Raw genomic sequence first — 25,534 nt, forward strand, 5'->3', positions numbered from 1 at the left:
CGCATGCGCTGCTCGATCCCTATGGCGAGCGCGCCGCCTTGCTGAAGGAAGCGGCGACATTCGTGGCGACGCGCAACAGCTGACCTGTTGTACAGGCGGACGCCGCCGGCTCGCCACGGTCCGATCTTCACAACCCTGCCAGCGCGAAATGCTGGATGTCATTCCAGCAAAGCGCGCACTGCTGAGCGAGCTGCGGATAGGGCGCCGACGTCGGCTTCGATTGTTCGCTCTTTCCGAATAGTGCTGCCAGCAGCGGGGTGATTATCCGACTTCCGCGGCAATCTATATGCGCTCCATGACAACGAGGATCGATCCGCCCGGTGACGGCGCGACCGTCGTCATCGGCCTCCAACCGGCCCCGTGAACCCACCGAAAGGAACCTGCAAATGCCCTTTGCCAACTTCAAGATGCCCGAGGCCGCCCTCACAAAAGCGCAGAAGGAAGATCTCGTCCACAAGACCACGCAGATGTTCGTCGACTATTTCGGCGAGGATGTGCGCCCCTACACCATGGTGCTGATCGAAGAAGTTCCTGATGGAGGCTACGGCCGCGCCGATGAAGTCTTCGCCCTTCCCGATGCCTATCGGGCAAAGGATGGTGCCTGACATGAACAAGGCGGGCCGCTTGTCGAGCGGCTCGCCTTTCGCGCAATGCAAGTCGGACCTCAGCCTCTTGCGGCCGCGTTGGCGACCACGAACACCGAATAGAGCGACTGCCGCGCCGTGATGAACAGGCGGTTGCGCTTGGCGCCACCGAAGGTGAGGTTCGCCACCGTTTCCGGGATGCGGATCTTGCCGATCAGCGTGCCGTCGGGGTCGAAGCAATGCACGCCGTCGCCGGCGCCTGCCCAGACACGGCCGGCCGTATCCACCCTGAAGCCGTCGAACAGGCCGGCCGCGCAGGTTGCGAAAACGCCGATTTCCCCCAGCGAATTGCCTTCGACGGCGAACTTGCGGATCTGCCGCGGCCCGTCCTTCTGATGCGTGATGCCGGTGTCGCCGACATAGAGGACGCTCTCGTCCGGCGAGAAGGCGAGACCGTTGGGCTTCGCCATCGTCGAGACGACGCGCGCCACCGCGCCGGTCGCGGGATCGGCGCGGTAGACGTGGCAGCCCTCGATCTCCTGTTCGGCGCGGTCGCCCTCATAGTCGGTCGCGATGCCGTAGGGCGGATCGGAAAACCACACCGTACCGTCCGAGCGCACCACGACGTCGTTGGGCGAATTCAGGCGCTTGCCGTCGAAGCGGTCGGCGATCACCGTGATCGATCCGTCATGCTCGGTGCGCGTGACGCGGCGCGCCCGATGCTCGCAGGTGACCAGCCGTCCCTCTGTATCGACCGTGTTGCCGTTGGCATTGTTTGCCGGCGCCCGGAACACCGAAACCACGCCATTGGTCTCGTCGTAGCGCATGATGCGGTCGTTGGGGATGTCGGAGAAGACCAGATAGCGCCCGGCCGCGAACCATGCCGGGCCTTCCAGCCAGCGCCCGCCGGTCCACAGCCGCTCGACCGCCACATGGCCGACGAAGCAGCTTTCGAACCGCTCGTCGAGGACCTCGAAGCCGGCGCCCTCTATGTCTCCGAACATGCTTCTTCCTCCGCGAAAACGGGTTATCGATAGCCTTCGCCTCGACCCGTTTTCAAGACTTGACCTGCAAAAATGTTAGCGATAACATCGGTGCCAATTCAGTCCGTTTGCTTGGCTTGGGAGGGCCATAGATGCGGCCCAAGCTCATCGAATTCATCGACATCTCCAAGCGCTTCGGCGGCACGCTGGCGTTGAAGTCGGTGTCGCTCGACATCCACGAGGGCGAGATCGTCGCCCTGCTCGGCGAGAATGGCGCCGGCAAGTCGACGCTGATCAAGACGCTCGCCGGCATTCACAAGCGCGACCAAGGCACGATCCGCTTTCGCGGCGAGGACTATCATCACCGCCCGCCGCGGCCCAACCAGCCGCAGAAGGTCGCCTTCATCCATCAGGACCTCGGCCTCATCGAATGGATGACGGTGGCCGAGAATGTCGGCATGGCGCAAGGTTTTTCGCGCCGCTCCGGCCTGATCGACTGGCGCGACACCGAGCGCCGCGCCGAGCGCGCGCTGGCGCTGGTCGGCTGCGCCTTCGATCCGGCGACGCGCGTCCAGGATCTTTCCCGCACCGAAAAGTCGCTGGTGGCGATCGCCCGCGCGCTGGCCACTGAGGCCGACGTGCTGGTGCTCGACGAGCCGACGGCGAGCCTGCCGGCGGACGAGGTCGAGCGCCTGTTCGAGGCGCTGCGGCCGCTGCGCGAGCGCGGCGTCGGCATGATCTATGTCTCGCACCGGCTGGACGAGGTGTTCCGCATCGCCGATCGCGTCGCCGTCATGCGCGACGGCCGCATGGTCGCGGTGAAGCCGGTGGTCGAGACCACGCCGCAGGAACTGGTCGACCTGATCGTCGGCCGGCCGGCGCACCAGATGTTCGCCAAGTCGCAATGGCAGGACGGGCCGGAGCGGCTCAAGGTCGAAAACCTCACTTGCGGCAACGTCGGCCCAGTCACCTTCGAGGCGCGCTCCGGCGAATTGCTCGGGCTGGTCGGCCTGCGCGGCGCCGGACAGGAGGCTGTAGGCCGCGCGCTGTTCGGCGCCGAGCGTTTCGAGGGCAATGTCTCGCTCGACGGCAAACGCCTCGACCTGTCTTCGGTCGGCGCCGCCCTTGCCGCCGGCGTCGGCCTCATCGCGCGCGACCGCACCGAGGAGTCAGTCGCGCTGTCGCTTTCCGTGCGCGAGAACATGTATCTCAATCCGTCGGCGGTCGGTCGCGGGCTGTTCTCCTTCATGAAGCCGGCGCGGGAGAGCGAGCTGACGCAGGAACTCGGCGCTCGGCTGGGGCTGAGGCCCAACGATCCGCATCTGCCGATCGAGGCGCTTTCAGGCGGCAACCAGCAGAAGGTGGTCGTCGGCCGCTGGCTGGCGACGGGCCGCAAGCTGCTGATCGCCGAGGACCCGACGGCCGGCGTCGATGTCGGCGCCAAGGCCGAGATCTACCGGCTGATCGCGGCGGCCGTCGAGGCAGGGCTGGCGGTCATCGTCGTCTCCACCGATTTCGAGGAGGTCGCCCATATCTGCCATCGCGCCCTCGTCTTCTCGCATAACCGCATCGTGCGCGAGCTGGCCGGCGATGCCTTGACGACGGCTGCGCTCATTCGCGCCGCCTCCGTGTCCGAAGCCGCCTAGAGCCGGATGATTTCAGGTCGAATCGATCTGAAATCTGAATCCGGTTCTAAATCAAAGAGATAGAGCATGATGTCGTCCGAAAACCGCCTCACACTTTTCGGCATCACGCTCTAGGAGGACCTCATGAATTCGATCAAATCGACGGCGCTTGAGCCGACCCGGTCGGAACTTTCCGGGCTGAGCCTCGGCCAGAAGGCTTCGCGCTACCTGCCGGTCTACGGCCTGCCGATCCTGACGCTGCTGCTCATCCTGCTGTTCTCGCTGCTCTTGCCGCGGACGTTCCCGACGCTGCTCAATTTGCGCTCGATCATCTCCGACAAGGCGATCATCGCGATGCTGTCGTTGGCGGCGATGATCCCGATGGCCTCGGGCCGCATCGACCTGACGGTGGGCTACGGCATTGTGCTGTGGCACATCCTGGCCATCAGCCTGCAGACGGCCTTCGGCATCCCGTGGCCGATCGCGGTGCTGATCGTCATCCTGCTCGGCGTGCTCACCGGCTTCGTCAATGGCTGGCTGGTCGAGGTGGCGCGCATCGATTCCTTCATCGCCACGCTCGGCACCGGCACCGTGCTGTACGCTTTGGCCATGTGGTACACCGGCGGCCGCCAGGTCGTCGGCGTGCTGCCCGAGGGCTTCCTCTCCCTCAACGGCACGATGCTGTTCGGCTTGCCGATCACCGGCTACTACGTGGTCGTCCTGGCGCTGGCGATGTGGCTGGTGCTCGAATACCTGCCGATCGGCCGCTACCTCTACGCCATCGGCGCCAATCCGAAGGCCGCCGCGCTCAACGGCATCCCGGTGCAGAAATTCGTCATGGGCGCCTTCGTCGCCTCCGGTGCGCTGACCGCGCTGGGCGGGGTGCTGCTCGCCTCGAAGCTCCGGATCGGCCAGGCCAGCGTCGGCCTGGAATATCTGCTGCCGGCGCTGGTCGGCGCCTTCCTCGGATCGACCACCATCAAACCCGGCCGCGTCAATGTCTGGGGCACCATCATCGGCGTCGTCATCCTCGCTGTCGGCATTTCCGGCATCCAGCAGTTCGGCGGCTCGTTCTGGGTCGAGCCGCTGTTCAACGGCGTCACCCTGCTCGTCGCGATCGGCATTGCCGGCTACGCGCAGCGGCGCCGCGGCGCGGTCGTGCCGCCCGCCGCCAATCAACCAGCCACCAGCCAACCAACAAAGACAACCAACAATGCTTAATGGGAGAAACAATATGCATCGCAGAACAGTCCTTCAGCTTGGCGTCGCCTGCCTGGCGCTCGGCATCGCCTCGACCGCGCTCGCCGATCCGATGGCCGACGCCAAGGCGGTCGTCGACAAATACGCCGGCAAGGTCGAGAAATGGGACGGGCCGACGACCGGGCCGAAGGGTGCCGGGGGCAAGACAATCGTCGTGCTCGGCGGCGACATGAAGAATGGCGGCATTCTCGGCGTCACCAAGGGTGTCGAAGAGGCTGCGGCAGCACTCGGCTGGACGGTCAAGACGCTTGACGGCGCCGGCTCGATCGGCGGCCGCACCGCCGCCTTCGGCCAGGCGCTGGCGCTCAATCCCGACGGCATCATCATCAACGGTTTCGACGCCGTCGAGCAGAAGCCGGCGATGGAGCAGGCCAAGGCGGCCAAGATCCCGATGGCGGCATGGCATGCGGGCCCGACGGTCGGTCCGATCGACGATCTCGGCATCGTCGCCAACGTCTCGACCGACCCGATGGAAGTGTCGAAGGCGGCCGCCGACTGGGCCTTCGTCGACGCCAAGGGCAAGCCCGGCGTCATCATCTTCACCGATTCCACCTACCAGATCGCCATCGCCAAGGCCGACCGGATGAAGAAGGAGATCGAGGATCTCGGCGGCAAGGTGCTCGAATATGTCGACACGCCGATCGCCGAGACCTCGCAGCGCATGCCGCAGCTCACCACCTCGCTGCTGCAGAAATACGGCGACGCCTGGACCCATTCGCTGGCCATCAACGATCTCTATTTCGACTTCATGGGTCCGTCGCTGGCGGCCGCAGGCAAGTCGGGCACCGACGCGCCGATCAACGTCGCGGCCGGCGATGGCTCGGAATCGGCCTATCAGCGCATCCGCTCCAGCCAGTTCCAGAAGGTGACGGTGGCCGAGCCGCTGAACCTGCAGGGCTGGCAGCTGGTGGACGAGCTCAACCGCGCCATGGCCGGCGAGAAATGGTCGGGCTACATCTCGCCGCTGCATGTGGTGACCTCGGACAATGTCGAGTTCGACGGCGGTCCGGACAACCGCTTCGACCCCGGCAACGGCTACCGCGACGAATACAAGAAGATCTGGGGCAAATAAGCTTCGGCAGCATCTCTGTCGGAAAAGCCAACGGCCGGCGGGATCCCGCCGGCCGTTGATCTTTCCAATCAGGCCGTGTGGCGTGCGATCACCTTGGGCGTCATGCCGACCACGACCCGGTCGTCGGGTTCCCGCCGCCCATTGAGCAGGTCAAGCACCAGTTCGGCGACGCGGATGCCGATCTCATGCGCGCCGACGTCGATCGTGGTGATCGACGGCACCGACTGCTCGGCAAGGTCATAGGCACCGAAGCCGGCGATTGCGACGTCGTCGGGAACGCGGATGCCGCGCCGCAGGCATTCCATAAGCGCGCCGAAGGCGGAAAGGTCCGACACGCACATCACCGCCTGGGTGTCCGGCCAGCGCGAGATCATCTCGACCATTGCGGCAGCGCCCTCGCGCATCGAGATCGGCGGCACGCCGGAGGCGATGACGCGCGAGGCGTCGAGGCCGCGGTCCTGCAGCGCCGCCACGAAGCCGCGCCGGCGGTCGAGGCCGCGCGTATCGCGCGAGGTGTCGCCGCCGATGAAGCCGAGCCGCGAATAACCGCGCGCGACGAGATGATCGACCATCAGCCGCCCGGCCTCGGCGTTGGAGAAGCCGACGACGTGGCCGATCGGGTCGCTCGGCAGATCCCACGTCTCCACCACCGGCACGCCGGCATTGGCCAGCATCTTGCGGCAGCGCGGCGTGTGCCTGCCGCCGGTGACGATGATCGCTTCCGGCCGCCGCTGCAGCAACTGCCCGACCAGGCGCTCTTCCTCCTCGACATTGTAGTCGGTGAAGCCGAGCAGGATTTCCAGCCCGCTGTCGCGCAGGCCCTCGGTCATGCCGCGCACCGTGTCGGCGAAGTTGGCATTGTTGATCGATGGGATCGTCACCGCGACGAAACCGGAGCGCCGCGAGGAAAGGTTGGCGGCGATGCTGTCGAAGACATAGCCGAGCTCTTCAGCCGCCTGCAGGATGCGGTCTCGCGTGTCGGCGCTGACCGAGGCGTCGCGCTTGAAGGCGCGCGAGACGGTCATCGTCGAGACGTTGGCGCGATGCGCGACATCGGCCATGGTCGGGCGTTTGGGCGAGGACTGCATGGTCGTACGTTATCGATATCACAACGGAATGCAACGCGCCGCCGACGCTTATGCAAAGGCGATCTGGACCTTCATCGCCCGGCTTCGGTCGTTGGCAAGCTCGAAGCCGGAAAGCGCCTCGTCGAACGCCACCGTGTGGGTGATCAGCGGCTTGACGTCGATCAGCCCCTTGCGCATCAGCCCGACGCCGACGGCGAATTCCGGATGGAAGCGGAACGAGCCGTTGATCGACAGTTCCTTGGCGGTGACCGTCGACATCGGCAGCGCCATCTCGGCGCCGCCGAGGCCGAGCTGCACGATCGTGCCGCGCGGACGCGTCGCCGCGATGCCTTGCGCCAGCGCCGCCGCCGCGCCCGAGCATTCGTAGAGGATGTCGAACGTCCCCTTGTCGGCGAGATAGGGCGCCAGCCCCTCCGGATCTGTCCGCGTGTTGATCGCTTTGTCGGCGCCGGCGCGCAGCGCCATCGACAGGGTGAAATCGGCGAGGTCGACGGCGACGATCTCGGCCGCGCCCGCGCGCCGGGCACTGAGGATCGACAACAGGCCGATCGGCCCGCAGCCGGTCACCAGCACGCGCTTGCCCAGCATCTCGCCGGCCCGGCGCGTGGCGTGGAGGCAGACCGCCAGAGGTTCGGCCATCGCCGCTTCGCCGGCGCTCAAGCCATCGGCCGGCACGCATTGCGGCGCGTCGGCCACCAGCATTTCACGGAACGCGCCCTGGATGTGCGGGAACGGCATGGCGCTGCCGTAGAATCGCATGTTGAGGCACTGGTTGTGCATCCCCTCGCGGCAGTAGCGGCAGCCGTAGCAGGGCCGCGACGGCGAGACCGCGACCAGTTGGCCAGGCTCGAGCCCGCTGACGCCCGGACCGAGCTTCTCGATCACGCCGGAGACCTCATGGCCGAGGATCATCGGCTCCTTCAGGCGCACCGTTCCGAAGCCGCCATGATTGTAGTAGTGGAGGTCGCTGCCGCAGATACCGCCGGCGGCAAGACGCAACAGCACCTGGCCCGGTCCCGGCTCCTCGACGGGACGGTCCTCGATGCGCAGGTCCTTGGCGGCGTGGATGACGATCGACTTCATGGTGGGCGAACTCCTCGAGCAATACCAGGAAAAGTGGATGACGGTTTTCCGTCCGGGATTGCGTAAGCTAAAGCACCGGCGAGATGAGTGGCTGGCCGGCGAAATGAGCGGCGAGGTTGTCGCGCACCAGTCTGCCCATCGCCTTGCGCGTTTCGACCGTGCCCGAGGCATGGTGCGGCTGCAAAAGCACGTTGTCGAGCGCCAGGAAGCGCGGATTGAGCTTCGGCTCGCCTTCGAAGACGTCGAGCGCGGCCGAACCCAGCACCTTGCTCTCGAGCGCGTCGAGAAGCGCGTCCTCGTCGATGTTGGAGGCGCGCGAGATGTTGATCAGCATGCCTTCCTCGCCGAGCGCCGCGATCACCTCGCTGTCGACGATGTGGCGCGTCGCGGCGGAAGCGGCAAGCGTCACGAACAGGAAGTCCGAACGCCTGGCCAGCGCGACGGGATCGGCGAGGAACTCCCAATCGGCGGCAAAGTCCTTCGGCGCGACGTCGCTGTAGGCGATGTCCATGCCGAAGCCGGCAAGGCGCTTGGCCACCTCATAGCCGATGCGGCCGAGGCCGAGCACGCCGGCCCGCCGTCCCCAGACCCGGCGCTTGAGCGGATAGAGCCCCTTCGCCGCCCAGCTGCCGTCGCGCACCCAGCGCTCCGCGCCGATCATGCCGCGCGACAGGCACAGCATCATGGCGATGCCGAGATCGGCGACGTCGTTGGTCAGCACGTCCGGCGTGTTGGTGACGCGCACGCCGCGTTCCCGGCAGGCCACGAGATCGACCGCGTCGAAACCGACGCCATAGACGGAAACGAGTTCGAGCGACGGGCAGGCGTCGATCATGGCGCGGTTGGCGCCAAGCTCGCCGCGCGTGGCAATGCCGCGCACGAGCGGTCCGACCTCGGCGAGAAAGGCCGGCTTGTCGTCGGCCGCGAAATAGCGGTGCACCGTGAAGGCTTCGTTGAGCGGCTCCTCGTCCCATGCGGGATAGGGTCCAACCTGAAGGATGTGAGGCCGCTGCATCGTATTCGCTCCACTTGACTTGACAGATGATGTTATCGATAACATAAGACGCTCAGCGACGAGAGGCAATCGGGAAAATGTCGTCCAAACTGTTCGATCTCAGCGGGCGCACCGCGCTCGTAACCGGCTCCTCGCAAGGCATCGGCTTTGCCTTGGCCAAGGGCCTCGCCGAAGCCGGCGCCAAAGTGGTCCTCAATGGCCGCGACGAAGCTAAGCTGCGTGCCGCGGCAGCGGACATTCCGGGCGCCGCGACGCTCGCCTTCGACGCCACCGACCATGATGCGGTCCGTGCCGCCATCGACGCTTTCGAGCTTGCCGGCGGGTCGATCGACATCCTGGTCAACAATGCCGGCATGCAGTTCCGCACGCCGCTCGAGGACTTTCCCGCCGACGCCTTCGAGCGCCTGCTGCAGACCAATGTCGCCAGCGTCTTCCATGTCGGCCAGGCCGTGGCGCGGCACATGATCGGGCGCGGCCGCGGCAAGATCATCAACATCGCCAGCGTGCAGACCGCGCTCGCCCGCCCCGGCATCGCGCCTTACACCGCGACCAAGGGCGCGGTCGGCAATTTGACCAAGGGCATGGCGACCGACTGGGCGAAGCACGGGTTGCAATGCAATGCCATTGCGCCCGGCTATTTCGACACGCCGCTCAATGCAGCCCTCGTCGCCGACCCGGCATTCAGCGCCTGGCTCGAAAAACGCACGCCGGCCGGCCGCTGGGGCAAGGTCGAGGAACTGGTCGGCGCCTGCGTCTTCCTGGCCTCCGAGGCGTCATCCTTTGTCAACGGACACATTCTCTATGTCGATGGCGGCATCACGGCTTCGATCTGATCCCCCACCGCGCATGGTGGTCATGGGCGTCACCGGTTCCGGCAAGACGACGGTCGGCGAGGCGCTCGCCGATGCGATCTCGGCTACATACGTGGATGGCGACAAGCTGCACCCGCAGGCCAACATCGCCAAGATGAGCGCCGGCATCCCGCTCGACGATGCCGACAGGTGGCCCTGGCTGGCCAAGATCGGCGAAACGCTGCGGCAACGGCCCGCGCCGGTCATTGTCGGCTGCTCGGCGCTGAAACGCGCCTATCGCGATTTCATCACCGAGCAGGCGGGCGCGCCGGTGCTGTTCATCTATCTCGACGGGTCGCGCGCGCTGATCTCGAAGCGCATGCATGAGCGTACCGGCCACTTCATGCCCACCAGCCTGCTCGACAGCCAGTTCGCGACGCTGGAGGTGCCGGGCAAGGACGAGAATGCGATCGCGGTGACAATCGACGCGGAGCTCGATGAGATCGTCGCCGACATAGCTGACAGGCTGGCGGGAGGACCGACATGACCAACAAAGTCGCACTGATTGGCGCCGGCGCCATGGGTGGAGCGATCGGCGAGCGCCTGCTCGCCACCGGCAATCGCCTCGCCGTCTTCGACCTCGACAAGGCCAAGGTGGAAGTGCTGGTCGCCAAGGGCGCGACCGCGATGGCGAGCGCGGCCGAGGCTGCCGGCGCGGCCGACTACGTCATCCTCAGCCTCAATTCGGCGGCGATCGTGCGCCGCGCCGTGTTCGGCGATGCCGGTGTGGCCGCCGGCGCGAAGCCCGGCACGCTGATCATCGACATGTCGTCAATCGATCCTGACGCGACGCGCCAGCTGGCGGCCGACGCGAGCGACAAGGGTCTGCGCTGGGTCGACAGCCCACTCTCCGGCGGTGCGCCGAAGGCGCTGATCGGCGCGTTGACGCTGATGGCGGGCGGCGAGGAGAAGGATGTCGCGGATGCCCACACCGTGCTGCGCGACGTCGCGGCCAATTACACGCATATGGGCCCGGCCGGCGCCGGCCAGACGACCAAGCTGATCAACCAGGTGCTGTGCGCGCTGAATTTCATGGCCGTGGCGGAGGCGACCCGGCTGGCGCTCGACGCCGGCGTCGACGCACTCAAGATCCCGCAGGCGCTCAAGGGCGGCCGCGCCGACAGCGCCATCCTGCAGGAATACCTGCCGCGCTTCGCCACCCGCGACTACCGCCGCACCGGCCGCATCGACAACATGGTCAAGGACCTCAACGCCGCCCAGGACCTGGCGCGGCGCACGCATACGGCGATGCCGCTGACGGCGCTCTGCGCCGAGGTGCACCGGCTGCTGACGGCCGCCGGACTGGGCGGCGAGGACCAGGCCGCACTGATGGAATTCTTCCAACGCAAAGAGGACGGCAAATGATCACGCGCTACGCACTGTTCGAAGGCAAGGTGAAGGACGGCCAGACGGAAGCGTTCCGCAGGGACGTGATTGAGACCGTCCTGCCCAAATGGAAAGCCTTCCCGGGCGCGCTCGATGTCCGCGTCTCCTTCGCCGAGAAGCGCGACGACGGCGCGCCGGAATTCCCGATGATCCTGGCGATCAACTACCGCGACCTGGCGGCGGTCGACGCGGCCCTCGCCAGCCCCGCCCGCGCCGAATCGCGCGCCGCGACCGAGGCGGTGCTGTCGCGATATTTCGAGGGCCGCATCCACCACCATGTCACGATCGCCAATGAGTTTCCCCTGGCGGGCGATTGACCGGCAACTGGGCCGGCCGTTTCCGTGAAACGGTGAACGGCCCTAGGGTTCGATGTGTTGCCGAAGTCCGGCCCGCGCTGACGCTTGCTCGATCGTCCGCCTCAACTCGTCAGGGTCGTATGGCTTCTGGAGCGTGAGTTCGTTTTCGAAATCGCCCGTCAGTCCGTCGGAGCCGTAGCCGGTGGCGAACACGAACGGGATGCCGCGCCGACGCAGGATTTCAGCCACGGGAAACGACTTTGTGCCGGCGAGGTTTATGTCGAGGATGGCCAGGTCGATATCCGCCTGGTCGGCGAACGTCATGGCCTCGCCCACCTGGGCAAGCGATCCTACCACCTGGTGTCCCATTTCGAGCAGAAGATCTTCCAAAAGCATGGCGACGAGGAATTCATCCTCGAGAATCAGAACCCGTTTCGCCTGCCCGGTCACCCTGTGCTCCAAGCATCTGCCCGGCGGGTAGCGGGGCAATCATTGTACACACAATTCCAGTCGACGCGTAGTCAACGCGCACTTCGCCGCCGAGTTCCGACGCCAGGGCGCGTTCTATTAGGCGCGAACCGAAGCCCTTGTTCTTCGGTTTGGCAACCGGAGGGCCGCCGCTCTCTTGCCAATGCAGGACGAGCCGGCGATCGGCATTCTCGCCTTCTACCTGCCACACGATCACGACATCGCCTTCCTCGGACGACAATGCGCCGTACTTGGCGGCGTTAGTGGTGAGTTCGTGCAGTGCCATGGAGACTGCAAGCGCCGCGCCTGGCGCCAGCCGGACGGGAGGACCTTCGATCCGGAAGCGGTTTTCTCCGCCCGCATGCGGCTTGACCGTATCGGAGACGATGTCGCCGAGATCCGCGCTCTGCCAGTTTTCGCGCGTCAAGATGTTCTGCGCGTTTGCCCGCGCGCCGAACGCTTCCCGCGCTTCGTCCAGCGTCGAAGCGTGGACGAGGGTCTGGGAAGCGATGGACTGGACCACCGCCAGCGTATTTTTGACGCGGTGGTTGAGTTCGGACATGAGCGTTTTGCGATGCCTTTCCGACTGCCTGCGCTCGGTGATGTCCTCGATGGCGAGCAGGATAAGCTCCTCGCGTCCGGCTGCCTGGGACAGTTTGCGGGCATTGAGCAGCATGGAGCGCCGCCCGATATCGCGAAATTCATGCTCGACCTCGTAGTCGGTCACCTCCCGGTTTTTCGACAGCACCTCGTCGAGAAGCGTTCGCAGCGCGGGGATGTCCCATTGTCCATTGCCGAGACCGTACAGCAGGCTGCCTAGGGTGTCCTTCGCCGCAACCCTGAACAGTTCATAGAAGGCCGCATTGGCCGACTGGACGTGAAGTTCGGCGTCCAGGACCAGCAAGGGCTGCCGCACCGTGCCGACGATCGCCTCGGCATAGATCCTCGCCTCGTTGACCGCCTCGGCGGCTGCCCTGCGTTCGGTGATGTCGTTGAAGGTGATCACGACGCCGGCGATGTGATTGTCGCGCGTCCGGTAGGGAAGCATGCGCCGCAGATACCAGCGCCCCGCATCGCTCGGCACCTCGGCCTCGATGGTGGTGAGCTTCCGCAGCACCGTCTCGGCGTCCGACAAAAGCTTGTCGTCGGAGAATTTCCGGGCGAAGTGGGCGATCGGCCTGCCGACGTCCGATGTCACCAGATCGAAAAGTTCCTTTGTCGCCGGCGCGAACCAGTTGATCGCCAGCTTGTTGTCGAGGAACAACGTCGCCGTTTCCGAACCCGCCAGCAGATTGTTGAGGTCGTTCGAACTGCGCTCCAGCTCCGCGATCTTGTGCTGGAGCTGGCTGTTGACGGTGTTCAGTTCCTCGTTGAAGGACTGCAGCTCCTCCTTCGAGGTTTCGAGTTCTTCGTTGGTGGACTGAAGCTCCTCGTTCATCGAGGTCGCTTCCTCGTTCGAGGCCTTCAATTCCTCGTTGGCGGTCTCCAGATGTTCGATGGTGTTGCGCAACTCGGCGCGCATCGAAACCAGCTCCTCCTGGAGCGCGCGCTCGCCGGAGGATGTTTCGCTGGCATCTTCGCGAACGGGCGGCTGCCTGGATTCGCCAGCTGGCGCAGCCGGCTCGAAGCTCACCAGGGCGAATCTGCCGCCATGCGGTTGAGCAGCCAGCGGCACCACTGTCATGGCGACATCCGTCGACCCGCTCCTGTGCAGGCGGCCCTGGACGGTGACGCTCTTGTCGCTCTTCAAGGCGTCGCGTATCGCGCTGCGAAGGTTGATCGCCAGACCGTCCCGCGCCATGGCCAGAATGTCCCTGGTCGGCTCCCCGGATGGCTGTTCCAGATAGTCGCGCGTCGTTCCGTGGAAGTAGACGACACGCCCCTTCTGGTCGATCAGCACCGAGGCCGGAGCATAACGTTCCAGCAAAGCGCGGCGCGCTATGTCGACGACAGGTGCGGAGGCGTTTTCCGCTGGCATGGACGGCGGCGCGGCGGCCCCTGCGGCGGTTTCGATCGCTCCGCGCGGCAGCCGATAGTCGATGAGGTCGTGCCGGGTAGGCCCGAGCCGGCGGTATATCCGCCATTTCTTCGAAACTGTTTCGAACAGATCGTCATGCCGCCCGATTGTCTCGGCATTGCCGAGAAACAGATGCCCGTCGGGACGCAAGGCGAAATGAAACTGGCCGAGGACGCGTTGCTGCGCCTCCGGTTCCAGGTAAATCAGGAAATTGCGGCACGAAATGATGTCCAATCGCGAGAACGGCGGATCGCGCAGCAGGTTCTGCGCGGCGAACACCACCATGTCGCGAAGGTCCTTGCTGACCTGAAAGGACCCGTCAAGCCTTTCGAAGAAGCGGCGGACCCGCTCTGGCGGAAAACCCGCCAGCGCCGCCGTCGGGTAGATGCCGTCGCGCGCCTTGCGCAAATTGCCTTCCTGGGCGTCCGTGGCGAACACCTTCAGGTCGAAGCGCTTGCCGGCGGCTTCCGCATGCTCGGCAATCAGCATGGCTACCGAATAGGCTTCCTCGCCCGTAGCGCAGGCGGGCACCCAGACACGCACCGACTCGCCACTCGCCCGCTCAGCCACGAGAGGTGCGATCACGAGCTCGCCCAGCGCCTTCCATGACTCGGCGTCGCGGAAGAAGCCGGTGACGCTGATCATCAGATCGGCGACCACCATGGTCACCTCTTCCGAACTGGTTCGCAGGTCGTCGAGGTAATCGGCAAGTTTCTCGATGTTCCGCAGTCCCATGCGACGATGGACGCGCCGCCTGAGCGTGTTGCGCTTGTAGCTGCTGAAATCGTGTCCGTCGCGGGCGCGCAGGATCTCCAGAACGTCCTCGATCGTTGCTTCGCCCCTCGGGACGACCGGCTCGACCTCCGCCGGGGCGGAGACATAGCCATGATGGACATAGGCGAGCAGCGTCGCCGGCATCCTTTCAGGGGCCAGCACGTGGTCGGCAAGGCCGGCGGCGATCGCGCTGCGTGGCATGCCGTCGAACTTGGCCGTCTCCGGCGCCTGGACCAGGCTCATGCCGCCTTCGGCCCGGATCTCCTTCAACCCTTCCGTGCCATTGCTGCCAGTGCCGGAAAGCACGATCGCCACCGAACGCTCGCGCTGCTCGGTAGCGATCGAGGCAAACAAGACATCGACCGGATGCCGCTGGCCACGAGGCTGCGACGGCTTCGATACCTTCAAACCGCCCTTCACCGGTTTGAGGTCGGTATCGGGGGCGATCACATAGACATGGTCGGGGGCGATCGCCATGCCGTCCTCGACCTGCACCACCGGCATCCTGGTGCGGCCGCTCAAAATCCGGGCCATCTCGCTTTCGCGCTTTGGGTCGAGATGCAGCACCACGACGAAGGCGCAACCACTGTCGGCCGACATGGCATCGAAGAAGCTGCCCAGCGCCTCGATGCCGCCTGCCGAGGCGCCGATCCCGACGACGGGAATCGCGTCGTTCGGGCGGCGTTCAATGCCGTCTTCCTCGGCGGCGTGCGTTCGGTTTGCCCGCGTGCCGCTTCCCGAACTGCCTGGCTTCTTGCTTGGTTCTTTGGCCATGTCGCCCGTCAAAAATGCATGGCCGGGGATCACCCAGCGGGGACCGTCTGCGTTCCCGGCATGGTGTGAATCTTGCACGGATGCGGTGCAATCGCAAACAAAAGCGCGGCCCGAGACATATGCGACAATTCCGGCCGGATATCCTGCCGATCGCCGCGGCCCCGCTCCCGCTACGGCGCTATCTCGCTAACAGCCAGTCCCGAAACGCCGCACCTTGGCGGATCGCCCCCGCATTGATGGCGACCCGCGACGGCTGACCGGCGGAGACCCTCGCCGGCCTGTCCCCTGGCGAAGTGCGCTCGCGGATCTGAGCGGCAATGACCCGAAAGGGCCGACCGCGCGAGTTCATGACCGGCGAGACCATCGACGGCGGGCAGCGGCTGATTTGGCCAACAAGCGCTCCTGCCCCTCAGCTCCGGTGCCGCAGCGCCTCGACGATCACCGCCAATGCCGGCGAGAGCTGCCGCCGACTCGGATAGTAGAGATGATAGCCGGCGAAGGGCGGGCTCCAGTCGCCGAGCACCAGCGTCAGCCGTCCCTCGGCGATGTGGCGGCTGACAAGGCTTTCCGGCACATAGGCGATGCCTGAGCCGCTGATCGCGGCGTCGACCATCGGGATGGTCGAGTTGAAGGTGAGTTGGCCCTCCACCCGGACCCTGAGGTCGCGGCCGTCCTTGGCGAATTCCCACGTATAGAGGCCCCCGAACGTCGTCAGCCGCAGGTTGATGCAGTCGTGCGCGACCAGATCCTGCGGCGTCCTGGGCACCGGGCGGCGAGCGAAATAGTCTGGCGAGGCGACGGCCACCAGCCGCCAGTCCGGGCCGATCCGCACCGCGATCATGTCCTTGTCGATGCTCTCGCCGAGCCGCACGCCGGCATCGAAGCGCTCCTCGACGATGTTGCGCATGCCGTTGTCGCTGTAGAGCTCGACATTGAGGTCGGGATAGTCGCGCAGCATCGGCTCGAGCTTTGGCCAGACGGTCGACTGCAGCGCATGGTCGGAGAGCGTGATGCGGACCGTTCCCGACGGCTTGTCGCGAAAGGCCACCAGGCTTGCGAGGTCAGCTTCGATCTCTTCGAAACGCGGCACGAGCGACTGGTAGAGCCGCTCGCCCGCATCGGTCGGCGCGACGCTTCGCGTCGTGCGCGTCAGCAGCCGAACACCCAGGCGCGCTTCCAGCTCCTTGATCGTGTGGCTGAGCGTCGACTGCGAGGTTCCGAGCTTTGCCGCCGCCCTGGTGAAGCTGCGCTCGCGCGCGACCGCCACGAACCAGAGCAGATCCTTCATGCCGTCGCGCTGCATCGCTGCCTTGTACCAGATTTATATCAGATCTCGATAAGTCCATGCGGATTATATCGCCTATTCGAACGAGGTCGACCGCAATATGTTCCCCGCAAGTCGGCGCAGGAGGCTCTCCGGCGCCGGTCGGGCTCGGCCGACTGGGTCGAAGATCCCGCAACCGCCCTGCGGCCCACATTGAACGCATCAGACGAGAGATCCCCATGGACATTATTCGCGCCGGCACGAGACCCTCCGGCAACGGACCCTCGGACTGGTTCACCGGCACGGTCCGCATCGATCCGCTCTTCAACCCCTTCGACGCCGAGCGGGTGCAGGGCGCGCAGGTGACCTTCGAGCCAGGCGCCCGCACCGCATGGCACACGCATCCTCTGGGACAGACGCTGGTCGTCGTCTCCGGCCGCGGCCGCGTGCAGCGCGAGGGTGGCCCGGTCGAGGAGATCCGGCCAGGCGATGTCGTCTGGTTCGCGCCCGGCGAAAGACATTGGCACGGCGCTTCGCCCAACACCGCGATGGTCCACATCGCGGTCCAGGAGCCCAGGGACGGCAAGGCCGTGGACTGGCTGGAACATGTCAGCGACGCCGATTACGGCGCCTGATCCCGATCGAACGAAAGGAAGAAAAATGCTCGCAACCGTTCTCCACAAGCCCGGCGACATCCGCTGCGAGGAAGTCGCCGATCCGAAAATCCTTCACCCGACGGACGCCATTATCAAGCTGTCGGCGAGTTGCATCTGCGGTTCGGATCTGTGGCCCTATCGCGGGCTGCAACCGGCGGACGGCCCGATGCACATGGGCCACGAATATTGCGGCATCGTCGTCGAGGTCGGCGCAGAGGTGCGTAACGTTCGCCCCGGCCAGTTCGTCGTCGGCTCGTTCTGCCTCTCAGACAACACCTGCCCGCATTGCCGCTTCGGCTTCCAGTCTTCCTGCGTGCAGCGCGAGTTCATGTCGGGCGCGCAAGCGCCTTACGCCCGCGTGGCGCTGGCCGACGGCACGCTGGTGGCTACCGCGGAGGTTCCACCGGCCGAACTGGTGCCTGACCTCTTGGCCGTCTCGGACGTGCTCGGCACCGGCTGGTATGCGGCCGACGCGGCCGAGGTGCGGCAAGGATCGACCGTGGTCGTGGTCGGTGACGGCGCCGTCGGCCTGATGGGCGTTCTTGCCGCGAGGGAGATGGGCGCGGAGCGCATCATCGCCATGAGCCGCCACGCAAGCCGCCAGAGACTCGCCCGCGAGTTCGGCGCAACCGACATCGTGGCCGAGCGCGGCGAGGACGGCGTGGCGCGCATCAAGGACCTTACCAGGGGCGTCGGCGCCGACTCGGTGCTGGAATGCGTCGGCACGGCCGAATCCTTCGACCAGGCGTTGGCCGTCTCGCGACCCGGCGGCACCATCGGCTATGTCGGCGTGCCGCATGACGTTTCCCTGGACGGACAGCGCCTGTTCTTCGGCCAGAAGCGCATGCTCGGCGGCCCGGCGCCGGTCCGCCGCTTCCTGCCCGACCTGATGGACCGCGTGCTCAAGGGCAGGATCAAGCCCGGCAAGGTCTTCGACCTGCTGCTGCCGCTGGCGGAAGTCGCCGAAGGCTACCGCGCCATGGACGAGCGCCGCGCGATCAAGGTGATGCTTTCCGTTTAGCCGGCTTCAGTTGCCGGGAAGCACGGTCCACAGCTTGGCGGCAAAACCGCGCTTGTCGAGCTGCCACGGATTGCCGGTGACCTCCGCCTTGCCGTTCCGGCATTTGTACGAATAGACGGCGTCGTGGCCGGTCGCGAAGGCCGGCACGACGTCGTCATTCGGGTTGGCCTTGCAGAATTCATCCGCGCCGGGATTGTCGCGCGAGGCGTTCATCCTGGCGCAAGGCAGGTTGGCGCCGACGAAGCAGACCAGCACTTTGCCGTTCATGCAGCGATAGCTGGCCTGTGCCTGCAATTCGGACTCCTGCGGCGCGGCTTTGGCGTCCGGAAACAGCTTTTTGAACGCTTTGGCCGTGCCGTCGTAAAGGTCGTGCGAATAGGGGCGGATCGTGTCGTCGTTCTTCACCTGGCGGCACAATTCTCGGAGGTTCGTGGTCGTGGCTGCCGCCGCGCCACTTGGGGCGGCGACCCACCAGGCGAAGGTCGACAGCAGCACAGAAGCGAAGCCGATCGCCGAAAAGCGCAATGCCCGCATTTTGACGTCCTCAGCAAACTGCGCGGCGACTGCCGCGCGAACGAAATCTTAATGTAAATCAAGCGTAATCCCGACAATTAAAATTATGCGTATGTGTTGGGGTTGCGCATGCCGGAATATTCTTCCTTCATCCGGTCGATCCGGGTCCGTTATCTCTCGGGATTGCTGATTTTCGCGCTGGCCTCCACCGCGGTCATGTTCGCGCTCAACCGGGTCAATTCTTTCCGTCACAACGTGGACGCGCTGAGCAGCAATCTGGTCATTTTCGGCCGCGATCTGCGCAACGCCACCAATTTCGCCGAGACCACCGGCACCGCCTGGCGCGCCGAGACGCGCGATGGGCTGGTGGCGTCGGCGCGCGGCCATTCCGAGCGGCTCTCCGGCGAGATCGAGGCCTTGACCGCCCAGCTAGCCGCCATCAGACCGCGCCTGTCGAAGAGCACCCTCAACGACCTCGATTCCACGTCCGTCAACGGCGACCTGTTCTGGTCGGCACGCGACATGGTGCGCAACTTCAATCTGATGTCGGTGGCGCAGAAGGTCGATGAATGGAGCTACCGCGAGATCCGCAACCAGAACGACCTGTTTGCCCAGCCGATGCTGGTTCGCGTCCGCACCGCTATGGACAATGAGCGCCATCTGGCCGACGCCGCCAGCGACAGGCTGCTTCTGTGGGCGAGCGGGCTGTTGTTCGCCGTGCTCGCCATCGTCGCCTTCTGGGTCTTCAGGCCGATGGAAAAGGCGATCCGCCGCGCCTTCGCCGAGACCGCCGCCTCGCTGTTCAAGGCCGAGGCGGCCGACCGCGCCAAGTCGGAATTCCTGGCCAATATGAGCCACGAGATCCGCACGCCGATGAACGGCGTGCTCGGCATGGCCGAGCTTCTGGCCAAGACCGAACTGACGACGCGCCAGAAGACCTTCACCGACGTCATCGTCAAGTCCGGCAACGCGCTGCTCACCATCATCAACGACATCCTCGACTTCTCCAAGATCAATGCCGGGCAGATGATGCTCGACCCGGCGCCCTTCCGCCTGGCGGAAGCGGTCGAGGATGTGGCCACGCTGGTGTCGGCGCGGGTCGCCGAGAAGAACATCGAGCTCATCGTCCGTGTCGATCCGCGCCTGCCGTCCTTCGTCGTCGGCGATGCCGGGCGCTTCCGCCAGATCGTCACCAACCTGGTCGGCAACGCGGTGAAGTTCACCGAGAAGGGCCACGTGCTGGTCGATGTCGGCGGCGAGGTGACGGACGGCGTCGTCCAGCTCAAGGTGCGCGTCGAGGACACTGGCATCGGCATTCCGGCCGAGAAGCTGCAGAACGTGTTCGAGAAGTTCGCGCAGGTCGACGGCTCCTCGACGCGCCGTCATGAGGGCACCGGCCTCGGCCTGGCGATCGCCGCCCGCCTTGTCGACCTGATGGGCGGCAAGATCGGCGTCGAGAGCGAGATCGGCCGCGGCTCGGTGTTCTGGTTCGCCGTGCCGCTGCCGGCGCACAGCCAGGACTCGCGCGACGAGATCGTGCCGGTCGACGTCACCGGCGCCCGCGTGCTGGTCATCGACGACAACCCGGTCAACCGCGAGATTCTGCTGGAGCAGTTGCGAAGCTGGAGCTTCGACTGCGCCGCCGCCGAAAGCGGCGCCGTCGGCCTTGCCTTCCTCGATCGCGCCAGCCAGCTCGGCGCCGCCGTAGACTGCATCATCCTCGACTATCAGATGCCGGGCATGAACGGCGCCGACGTCGCCAAGGCGATTGCCGCCGACAGCCGCATGTCCGCAATCCCGGTGGTCATCCTGACCTCGGTCGACCAGGTCGATTTCGGCAAGATGGTCATCGATTTCGGAATCGCCGCGCATCTGACCAAGCCGGCGCGCTCGGCCGTCCTGCTCGGCACCGTCATCTCGGTCATCCAGAAGGCGCGCTCGCAGGTCGGCAAGGCACGCTTCGTCCGCGAGGCGGTCGCCCCGCAGGCAGCGCCCGCACCCGCCTTCACCGTCATCCGCGGTCCGGCCATGCCGGCGCCCGCCGCACCGGAACCGGCTACCGCCGCGAACGGCCCGATCGACATCCTGATCGCCGAGGACAATGACGTGAACCAGCTGGTCTTCGGCCAGATCCTCAACGGTCTCGGCCTAAGCTACCGCATCGCCGGCAATGGCCGCACGGCCGTCGAGATGTACAAGGCGCTGCGGCCGAGGCTGATCCTGATGGATGTCTCCATGCCCGAGATGAACGGCTACGAGGCGACCGGCGCCATCCGCCAGATCGAACGGCAGAGCGGCAACCACACGCCGATCATCGGCGTCACCGCGCACGCGCTGAAGGGCGACCGCGAAAAGTGCATCGAGGCCGGCATGGACGACTATCTGCCGAAGCCGATCTCGCCCGACCGCCTCGGCAGCAAGATCGGCACCTGGCTCAGCGAGACGGTGGCGGTGAAGACGGCGTGAGGCTAGGACCTGATTGCGACCAACAACCTACCGCCGAGTTCCTTCGCGCCCCCCTCTGGCCTGCCGGCCATCTCCCCCACGGGTGGAGAGATTAGCTGTCATCACGGCTTTCGCCAATCTTCAGCGTTGAGGGACGAACGCAATCAACGAAGCGGCTAATCTCCCCCCTCGTGGGGGAGATGTCCGGCAGGACAGAGGGGGGCGCTGTCCCGCCGACCTCTCCAAATCCTTGCCCTACCTTACCGATTGCGCACCACCAGGCAGGCGCCGCCGACGCCGTGCAGTTTCTGGCAGATGCCATTCGCCTCGCCCCGGCTGTCGGCGCCGATCCGCACCGCGTAGATGCCGCGCCGGCCGATCGGCGTACGCACCCGGCTTACCACCGGATCATGATTGGAAAGCAGCGCCGGGAAACGGCTCCTGACCCTCAGCCATTGGCCGACCGCGGCGCTGCGGCGGAAATTGCTGGCCACCTGCACGCCCCAGGGCTTGACGTTGATCGAGGCCATGGCAACGGTCTGCGACATGATCACCGGCAGCTTGCGGCAGGCGGCGGCAAAGCTTGCCTTGGCATCGAGCGGCTCGATCTTGCCGGCATAGGAACTATCCGAGAATTTGTCGACCGCCTCGCCCATGACATCGAAGACATAGCTCTCGGTCTCCATCGGCAGGAAGCCGCCGGAGCCGAGCCAGCGCGACACCCGGTTCTCGCCGGCATTGTAGGCGGCGGCGGCAAGGCCAAGATTGCCGTAGCTGACCTTCATCTCGGCAAGGTATTTCGCCGAGGCGGGGATCGCCTGCTCGATGTCGAAGGGGTTGGCCAGTCCCCGCATCTTGGCCGTGCCCGGCATGAACTGGGCAATGCCCTCGGCGCCGACGGGGCTCACCGCATTGGGATCGAAGCGGCTTTCCTTCCAGATCAGCCGGGCGAAGAAGTCCTTGGGCAGGCCGTTGCCGACGGCATGCGCCTCGATCAGATTGCAGACCTTGCCGATGAGTCGCTGCTTGGCCGACGGCGGCGGATCGGCTTGAGCGATGGTCACCCAGCCTGCCCCGCACAACAGGATCAGCGTCGCCCTGAGGAAACGCCGCATCGGATCTACTCTGCCGCTGCCTTGCCGCGTCCGTAGCGCTGCTCGATATAGTCGGCGACCATCTTCTCGAAATCCTGGGCGATCGACGGGCCGCGCAAGGTCGCCGCCTTCTTGCCGTCGACGAATACCGGCGCCGTCGGCGTCTCGCCGGTGCCGGGCAGCGAAATGCCGATATCGGCATGCTTGGATTCGCCCGGACCGTTGACGATGCAGCCCATCACCGCGACCTTGAGGTTTTCCACGCCGGGATACTTTTCGCGCCACACCGGCATGTTCTTGCGCAGGTCGGCCTGGATGTTCTGCGCCAGTTCCTGGAATACGGTGGACGTCGTGCGGCCGCAGCCGGGGCAGGCCGCGACGATCGGCACGAACTGGCGAAAGCCCATCGTCTGCAGCAGTTCCTGCGACACCTGCACCTCGCGGGTGCGGTCGCCGTTCGGCTCCGGCGTCAGCGAGATGCGGATGGTGTCGCCGATGCCTTGCTGCAGAAGGATGCCCATGGCGGCGGACGAGGCAACGATGCCCTTGGTGCCCATGCCGGCCTCGGTCAGGCCGAGATGCAGCGCATGGTTGGAGCGGGTGGCAAGCTCGGCGTAGACGGCGATCAGGTCCTGCACGCCGCTGACCTTGGCCGACAGGATGATCTTGTCGCGGCCAAGGCCGATCTCCTCGGCCATTTCGGCCGACAGGATCGCCGACTGCACGATCGCCTCGCGCGTCACCTCCTGCGCGGTCAGCGGAAAGCCCCGGGCCTGGTTCTCGTCCATCAGTCGCGTCAGCAGCTGCTGGTCGAGCGAGCCCCAGTTGACGCCGATGCGCACCGGCTTGTCGTATTTGATCGCCATCTCGACGATCGCAGCGAACTGCCGGTCCTTCTTGTCCTTGAAGCCGACATTGCCGGGGTTGATGCGGTATTTGGCCAGCGCCTCGGCACAGGCCGGATGATCGGCGAGCAGCTTGTGGCCGATATAGTGGAAATCGCCGACCAGCGGCACATTGATGCCGAGCCGCGCCAGCCGGTCGCGGATGGCCGGCACGGCGGCGGCGCTTTCATCGCGATCGACGGTGATGCGCACGATCTCGGAGCCGGCGCGGTGCAGCGCCGCGACCTGGGCGACGGTCTGGTCGATGTCGGCGGTGTCGGTGTTGGTCATCGACTGCACGACGACCGGCGCGCCGCCACCGACGACCACGCCGCCGACGGAAACGCCGACCGATGTCCGGCGCGGGAAGGGAGAGGAAAAATATCCGGTCATGCCGGCTGCCTTTTGCTCAGAGCAGTATGCTCAAGGGTCCGGGCATGAGGTGGAGGAGCAAAGATGGCTTGTCAATGGCAACGGCCGAGCGGAAGCCGCAAATTGGCGGGGCGGCGATGCGACCGTTGCGCACCGCGGCGGCCGGCTGCCGGCCACCCGCATGCCAGAGATGAATGGCGAGAACGGTCCGACATATGGCGCCCGAGGCACGCGATCCGCATGCCTTAAGCCGTGGGAACCTTTATCGGGATAAAGAAGGAAACATCTCCGGCGACAGGCTGCCACCGGAGAGATGATCGCACCAAAGGCGGCGCGGCTTTGTTAAAGGAGCGTCAGTGCGTCGTCGGTTTCGCCTTCAGCTTTTCAATCTCGTCCTTGATTGCCAGCTTGCGCCGCTTGAGATTCACGATTTCGAGGTCGTCGACCGACGGATGGTTCATCGCATCGGTGATCTCGCGCTCGATGTCACCGTGTTTCCGCTGCAACTCATCAAGATGGGATGCAAGAGACATGATTGGTTCTCCCTTTCATGATTTTCCTCGATTGCAGCCGCCAAAATGCGCCCACCGCCAGTCCGCATCTGTGACAGCACGATGACACTCTGCCACCAACCGATCTCGATGTCGAATGCCGCGTGGTAGCATTCCACGACAATGTGAAATGTGATATGAGCGGCCCGCCGGTTGCAAAATCCCACCGGCCCCGCCCAATCAGGCCCATCTCTTGGGCGCCGCAGACGTGCAGACGGTAGAGAATGTCCGAACAGGAACAGGCCGAGATCCGGCTCGAATTTTCCCGCCTGAAGCAGGAACACGCCGATTTCGACGCCGCCATCAATGCGATGATCGCCACCGGCTGCGACCCCCTGCAGATTCAGCGCATGAAGAAGAAGAAACTCTTCCTCAAGGACCGGCTGATGGCGCTGGAAGACCGCATCATCCCCGACATCATCGCCTGACGCGCGGCCGGGCGTCCCGGCCCGATCGGCTCACGCCGCGATCGACAGCCGTGCCGCGCGCTCGCGCAGCAGAGCGATGAGTTCGGCTGTCCGCTCCTCGGATGTGTCTATCGGAACGACAAGGCACATCGTTGCCTCGACCTTGCCCGGCGCCGAAAATACCGGCGCTGCCAGGCACTTGGTGTAGGCGTCGACGAGCCCGGAGGTCACGCAATAGCCGGTGGCCCGCGCCTTGCCGATGTCGTCGATGAAATCGTCGAGCTTGAGCTTGCGGCCATCCGGCAGGATGAGGTCGGCCTCGGATACCATGGCTTCGATCCGGTCCCGGTCGAAGCCCGCAAGCAGCAGCCTGCCGGAAGCGGTCCAGGGGAGCGGTATCTGCAGGCCGGTGGCCGAGCTGATGCGGAACGGCCTCGTGCCGGGACTGGAATGGATGATCGTGTAGCGGCCGCTCTGCAGCATGCACAATTCGGATGTCTCGCCCGTCTCGTGCGAAAGCGTGTCGACCTCCTGCCGCCCGCGCCGCAGCATGTCGTTGCCGCGCATATAGGCCATTCCATAGAGGTAGAGCTTCTTGCCGAAATAGACCCGGTTGCCGTCGCCGGTCAGCTCCAGCAGCCCGGCGTCGACCAGCTCGCGCACCAGCGTGTAGGTCGTCGATCGCGGCGCGTTCACCCCCTTGGCCAGCTCGCCTATGCCGATCGCGCGCTGGGTGGCGTGCAGGAAGTCCAGAATGTGCAGCACCCGGTTGAGGCCCTTCTCGCGTGAGTTCGCGGGCTTCTCCTCGTCCGTTCCGGTCTGCCACTCCGCGAGTGTTTCGCCATCTTGCATTGTCGATTCCTGATGTTAGTATTGTCTTGTACAGGATACACGCGTCTCTTGTAAGAGACAATCGCCTTGTCGATCACCGACGCGTGTATCGCTCGTCCACTGGGGAACACAACACGAAAGGAGGTCGCCGTGAACGACACATCCAAAAGACGTGATTTTCTGAAACTGGGAATGGCGGGGCTGGCAAAGGCCGGCGGGG

24 protein-coding genes are annotated in these 25,534 nt (G+C 65.4%); 12 read left to right on the forward strand and 12 right to left on the reverse strand.

The annotated features are described in order from the left end of the window. The first annotated feature begins 386 nt into the window (after positions 1-386). Positions 387-605: a 4-oxalocrotonate tautomerase family protein gene (locus tag EN738_RS09340; RefSeq protein ID WP_127283422.1), complete on the forward strand. Its 219-nt coding sequence runs from the start codon at positions 387-389 to the stop codon at positions 603-605. A 59-nt stretch (positions 606-664) separates the two neighbouring features. Here EN738_RS09340 and EN738_RS09345 read toward each other — a convergent pair whose 3' ends face one another. After that, positions 665-1,588, reverse strand: a complete 924-nt coding sequence (locus tag EN738_RS09345) for an SMP-30/gluconolactonase/LRE family protein (RefSeq protein WP_127283423.1) — start codon at positions 1,586-1,588, stop codon at positions 665-667. 131 nt (positions 1,589-1,719) lie between these two features. On the opposite strand from EN738_RS09345, the gene EN738_RS09350 reads away from it, so the two are divergent. The 3 genes from EN738_RS09350 to EN738_RS09360 all read left to right on the forward strand — a co-directional run bounded on the left by EN738_RS09350 (position 1,720) and on the right by EN738_RS09360 (position 5,524). Continuing rightward, on the forward strand, positions 1,720-3,213 hold the full coding sequence (locus EN738_RS09350; protein WP_127283424.1) for a sugar ABC transporter ATP-binding protein: 1,494 nt from the start codon (positions 1,720-1,722) through the stop codon (positions 3,211-3,213). A gap of 123 nt (positions 3,214-3,336) precedes the next feature. Further along, positions 3,337-4,413: an ABC transporter permease gene (locus EN738_RS09355; protein ID WP_127283425.1), complete on the forward strand. Its 1,077-nt coding sequence runs from the start codon at positions 3,337-3,339 to the stop codon at positions 4,411-4,413. A gap of 13 nt (positions 4,414-4,426) precedes the next feature. Next, positions 4,427-5,524 (forward strand): substrate-binding domain-containing protein, encoded by a 1,098-nt coding sequence (locus EN738_RS09360; protein WP_127283426.1) that lies wholly within the window; start codon positions 4,427-4,429, stop codon positions 5,522-5,524. A gap of 68 nt (positions 5,525-5,592) precedes the next feature. On the opposite strand, the gene EN738_RS09365 is transcribed toward EN738_RS09360, so the two are convergent. The 3 genes from EN738_RS09365 to EN738_RS09375 all read right to left on the reverse strand — a co-directional run bounded on the left by EN738_RS09365 (position 5,593) and on the right by EN738_RS09375 (position 8,710). Continuing rightward, a complete protein-coding gene (locus tag EN738_RS09365; RefSeq protein WP_189340658.1) occupies positions 5,593-6,612 on the reverse strand; it encodes a LacI family DNA-binding transcriptional regulator in 1,020 nt (339 codons plus the stop codon). Positions 6,613-6,660: 48 nt separating this feature from the next. After that, positions 6,661-7,695, reverse strand: coding sequence for an L-idonate 5-dehydrogenase (locus EN738_RS09370; protein ID WP_127283427.1), 1,035 nt, complete (start codon positions 7,693-7,695; stop codon positions 6,661-6,663). A 67-nt stretch (positions 7,696-7,762) separates the two neighbouring features. Next, a complete protein-coding gene (locus EN738_RS09375; protein WP_127283428.1) occupies positions 7,763-8,710 on the reverse strand; it encodes a 2-hydroxyacid dehydrogenase in 948 nt (315 codons plus the stop codon). A gap of 77 nt (positions 8,711-8,787) precedes the next feature. Between EN738_RS09375 and EN738_RS09380 the strand changes: the two genes are divergently transcribed. Genes EN738_RS09380 through EN738_RS09395 form a run of 4 tightly spaced genes read left to right on the forward strand, consistent with a single transcriptional unit; the run spans position 8,788 to position 11,264 of the window. After that, entirely contained in the window at positions 8,788-9,543 is a 756-nt protein-coding gene (locus EN738_RS09380; protein ID WP_127283429.1) for an SDR family oxidoreductase, read from the forward strand. Between the two features lie 13 nt (positions 9,544-9,556). Beyond that, positions 9,557-10,048, forward strand: a complete 492-nt coding sequence (locus EN738_RS09385) for a gluconokinase (RefSeq protein ID WP_245494460.1) — start codon at positions 9,557-9,559, stop codon at positions 10,046-10,048. Further along, a complete protein-coding gene (locus EN738_RS09390) occupies positions 10,045-10,926 on the forward strand; it encodes an NAD(P)-dependent oxidoreductase (protein WP_127283431.1) in 882 nt (293 codons plus the stop codon). Before EN738_RS09385 ends, EN738_RS09390 begins: the two co-directional genes overlap by 4 nt. Next, positions 10,923-11,264, forward strand: a complete 342-nt coding sequence (locus EN738_RS09395; RefSeq protein WP_127283432.1) for a hypothetical protein — start codon at positions 10,923-10,925, stop codon at positions 11,262-11,264. The genes EN738_RS09390 and EN738_RS09395 overlap by 4 nt, the downstream gene beginning before the upstream one ends. 42 nt (positions 11,265-11,306) lie before the next feature. On the opposite strand, the gene EN738_RS09400 is transcribed toward EN738_RS09395, so the two are convergent. The 3 genes from EN738_RS09400 to EN738_RS09410 form a co-directional block, all read right to left on the reverse strand. After that, on the reverse strand, positions 11,307-11,693 hold the full coding sequence (locus tag EN738_RS09400; protein ID WP_127283433.1) for a response regulator: 387 nt from the start codon (positions 11,691-11,693) through the stop codon (positions 11,307-11,309). Next, on the reverse strand, positions 11,653-15,276 hold the full coding sequence (locus tag EN738_RS09405; protein ID WP_127283434.1) for a chemotaxis protein CheB: 3,624 nt from the start codon (positions 15,274-15,276) through the stop codon (positions 11,653-11,655). The genes EN738_RS09400 and EN738_RS09405 overlap by 41 nt, the downstream gene beginning before the upstream one ends. 409 nt (positions 15,277-15,685) lie before the next feature. Further along, the gene (locus tag EN738_RS09410; RefSeq protein WP_127283435.1) at positions 15,686-16,579 is read right to left on the reverse strand and encodes a LysR family transcriptional regulator; all 894 of its coding nucleotides are present in this window, start codon (positions 16,577-16,579) and stop codon (positions 15,686-15,688) included. Positions 16,580-16,779: 200 nt separating this feature from the next. Here EN738_RS09410 and EN738_RS09415 point away from each other — a divergent pair, with 200 nt between their 5' ends. Further along, complete coding sequence (locus EN738_RS09415; RefSeq protein ID WP_127283436.1) at positions 16,780-17,175, forward strand: cupin domain-containing protein; 396 nt, start codon at positions 16,780-16,782, stop codon at positions 17,173-17,175. Positions 17,176-17,200: 25 nt separating this feature from the next. Next, positions 17,201-18,217, forward strand: coding sequence for a zinc-dependent alcohol dehydrogenase family protein (locus EN738_RS09420; RefSeq protein WP_127283437.1), 1,017 nt, complete (start codon positions 17,201-17,203; stop codon positions 18,215-18,217). Positions 18,218-18,223: 6 nt separating this feature from the next. Here the strand turns inward: EN738_RS09420 and EN738_RS09425 are convergent, their stop codons facing one another. After that, the gene (locus EN738_RS09425) at positions 18,224-18,751 is read right to left on the reverse strand and encodes a hypothetical protein (RefSeq protein WP_127283438.1); all 528 of its coding nucleotides are present in this window, start codon (positions 18,749-18,751) and stop codon (positions 18,224-18,226) included. Between the two features lie 108 nt (positions 18,752-18,859). Between EN738_RS09425 and EN738_RS09430 the strand changes: the two genes are divergently transcribed. Further along, on the forward strand, positions 18,860-21,196 hold the full coding sequence (locus EN738_RS09430; RefSeq protein WP_127283439.1) for a response regulator: 2,337 nt from the start codon (positions 18,860-18,862) through the stop codon (positions 21,194-21,196). Between the two features lie 239 nt (positions 21,197-21,435). Here the strand turns inward: EN738_RS09430 and EN738_RS09440 are convergent, their stop codons facing one another. From EN738_RS09440 to EN738_RS09450, 3 genes are all read right to left on the reverse strand, one after another. Further along, positions 21,436-22,290, reverse strand: a complete 855-nt coding sequence (locus EN738_RS09440; RefSeq protein ID WP_127283440.1) for a lytic transglycosylase domain-containing protein — start codon at positions 22,288-22,290, stop codon at positions 21,436-21,438. Positions 22,291-22,295: 5 nt separating this feature from the next. Continuing rightward, positions 22,296-23,546, reverse strand: a complete 1,251-nt coding sequence (ispG, locus tag EN738_RS09445) for a flavodoxin-dependent (E)-4-hydroxy-3-methylbut-2-enyl-diphosphate synthase (RefSeq protein WP_127283441.1) — start codon at positions 23,544-23,546, stop codon at positions 22,296-22,298. 332 nt (positions 23,547-23,878) lie between these two features. After that, the gene (locus EN738_RS09450) at positions 23,879-24,058 is read right to left on the reverse strand and encodes a YdcH family protein (protein ID WP_006203778.1); all 180 of its coding nucleotides are present in this window, start codon (positions 24,056-24,058) and stop codon (positions 23,879-23,881) included. 242 nt (positions 24,059-24,300) lie between these two features. Between EN738_RS09450 and EN738_RS09455 the strand changes: the two genes are divergently transcribed. Further along, positions 24,301-24,504 carry a YdcH family protein gene (locus EN738_RS09455; protein ID WP_126057933.1) on the forward strand — a complete coding sequence of 68 codons (204 nt, stop codon included), beginning with the start codon at positions 24,301-24,303 and terminating at the stop codon, positions 24,502-24,504. Positions 24,505-24,534: 30 nt separating this feature from the next. On the opposite strand, the gene EN738_RS09460 is transcribed toward EN738_RS09455, so the two are convergent. Then, complete coding sequence (locus EN738_RS09460) at positions 24,535-25,335, reverse strand: IclR family transcriptional regulator (protein WP_127283442.1); 801 nt, start codon at positions 25,333-25,335, stop codon at positions 24,535-24,537. Between the last annotated feature and the right edge of the window lie 199 nt (positions 25,336-25,534).

This window comes from Mesorhizobium sp. M4B.F.Ca.ET.017.02.2.1 (genome assembly GCF_003998955.1).
Taxonomy (GTDB): Bacteria; Pseudomonadota; Alphaproteobacteria; order Rhizobiales; family Rhizobiaceae; genus Mesorhizobium; species Mesorhizobium abyssinicae.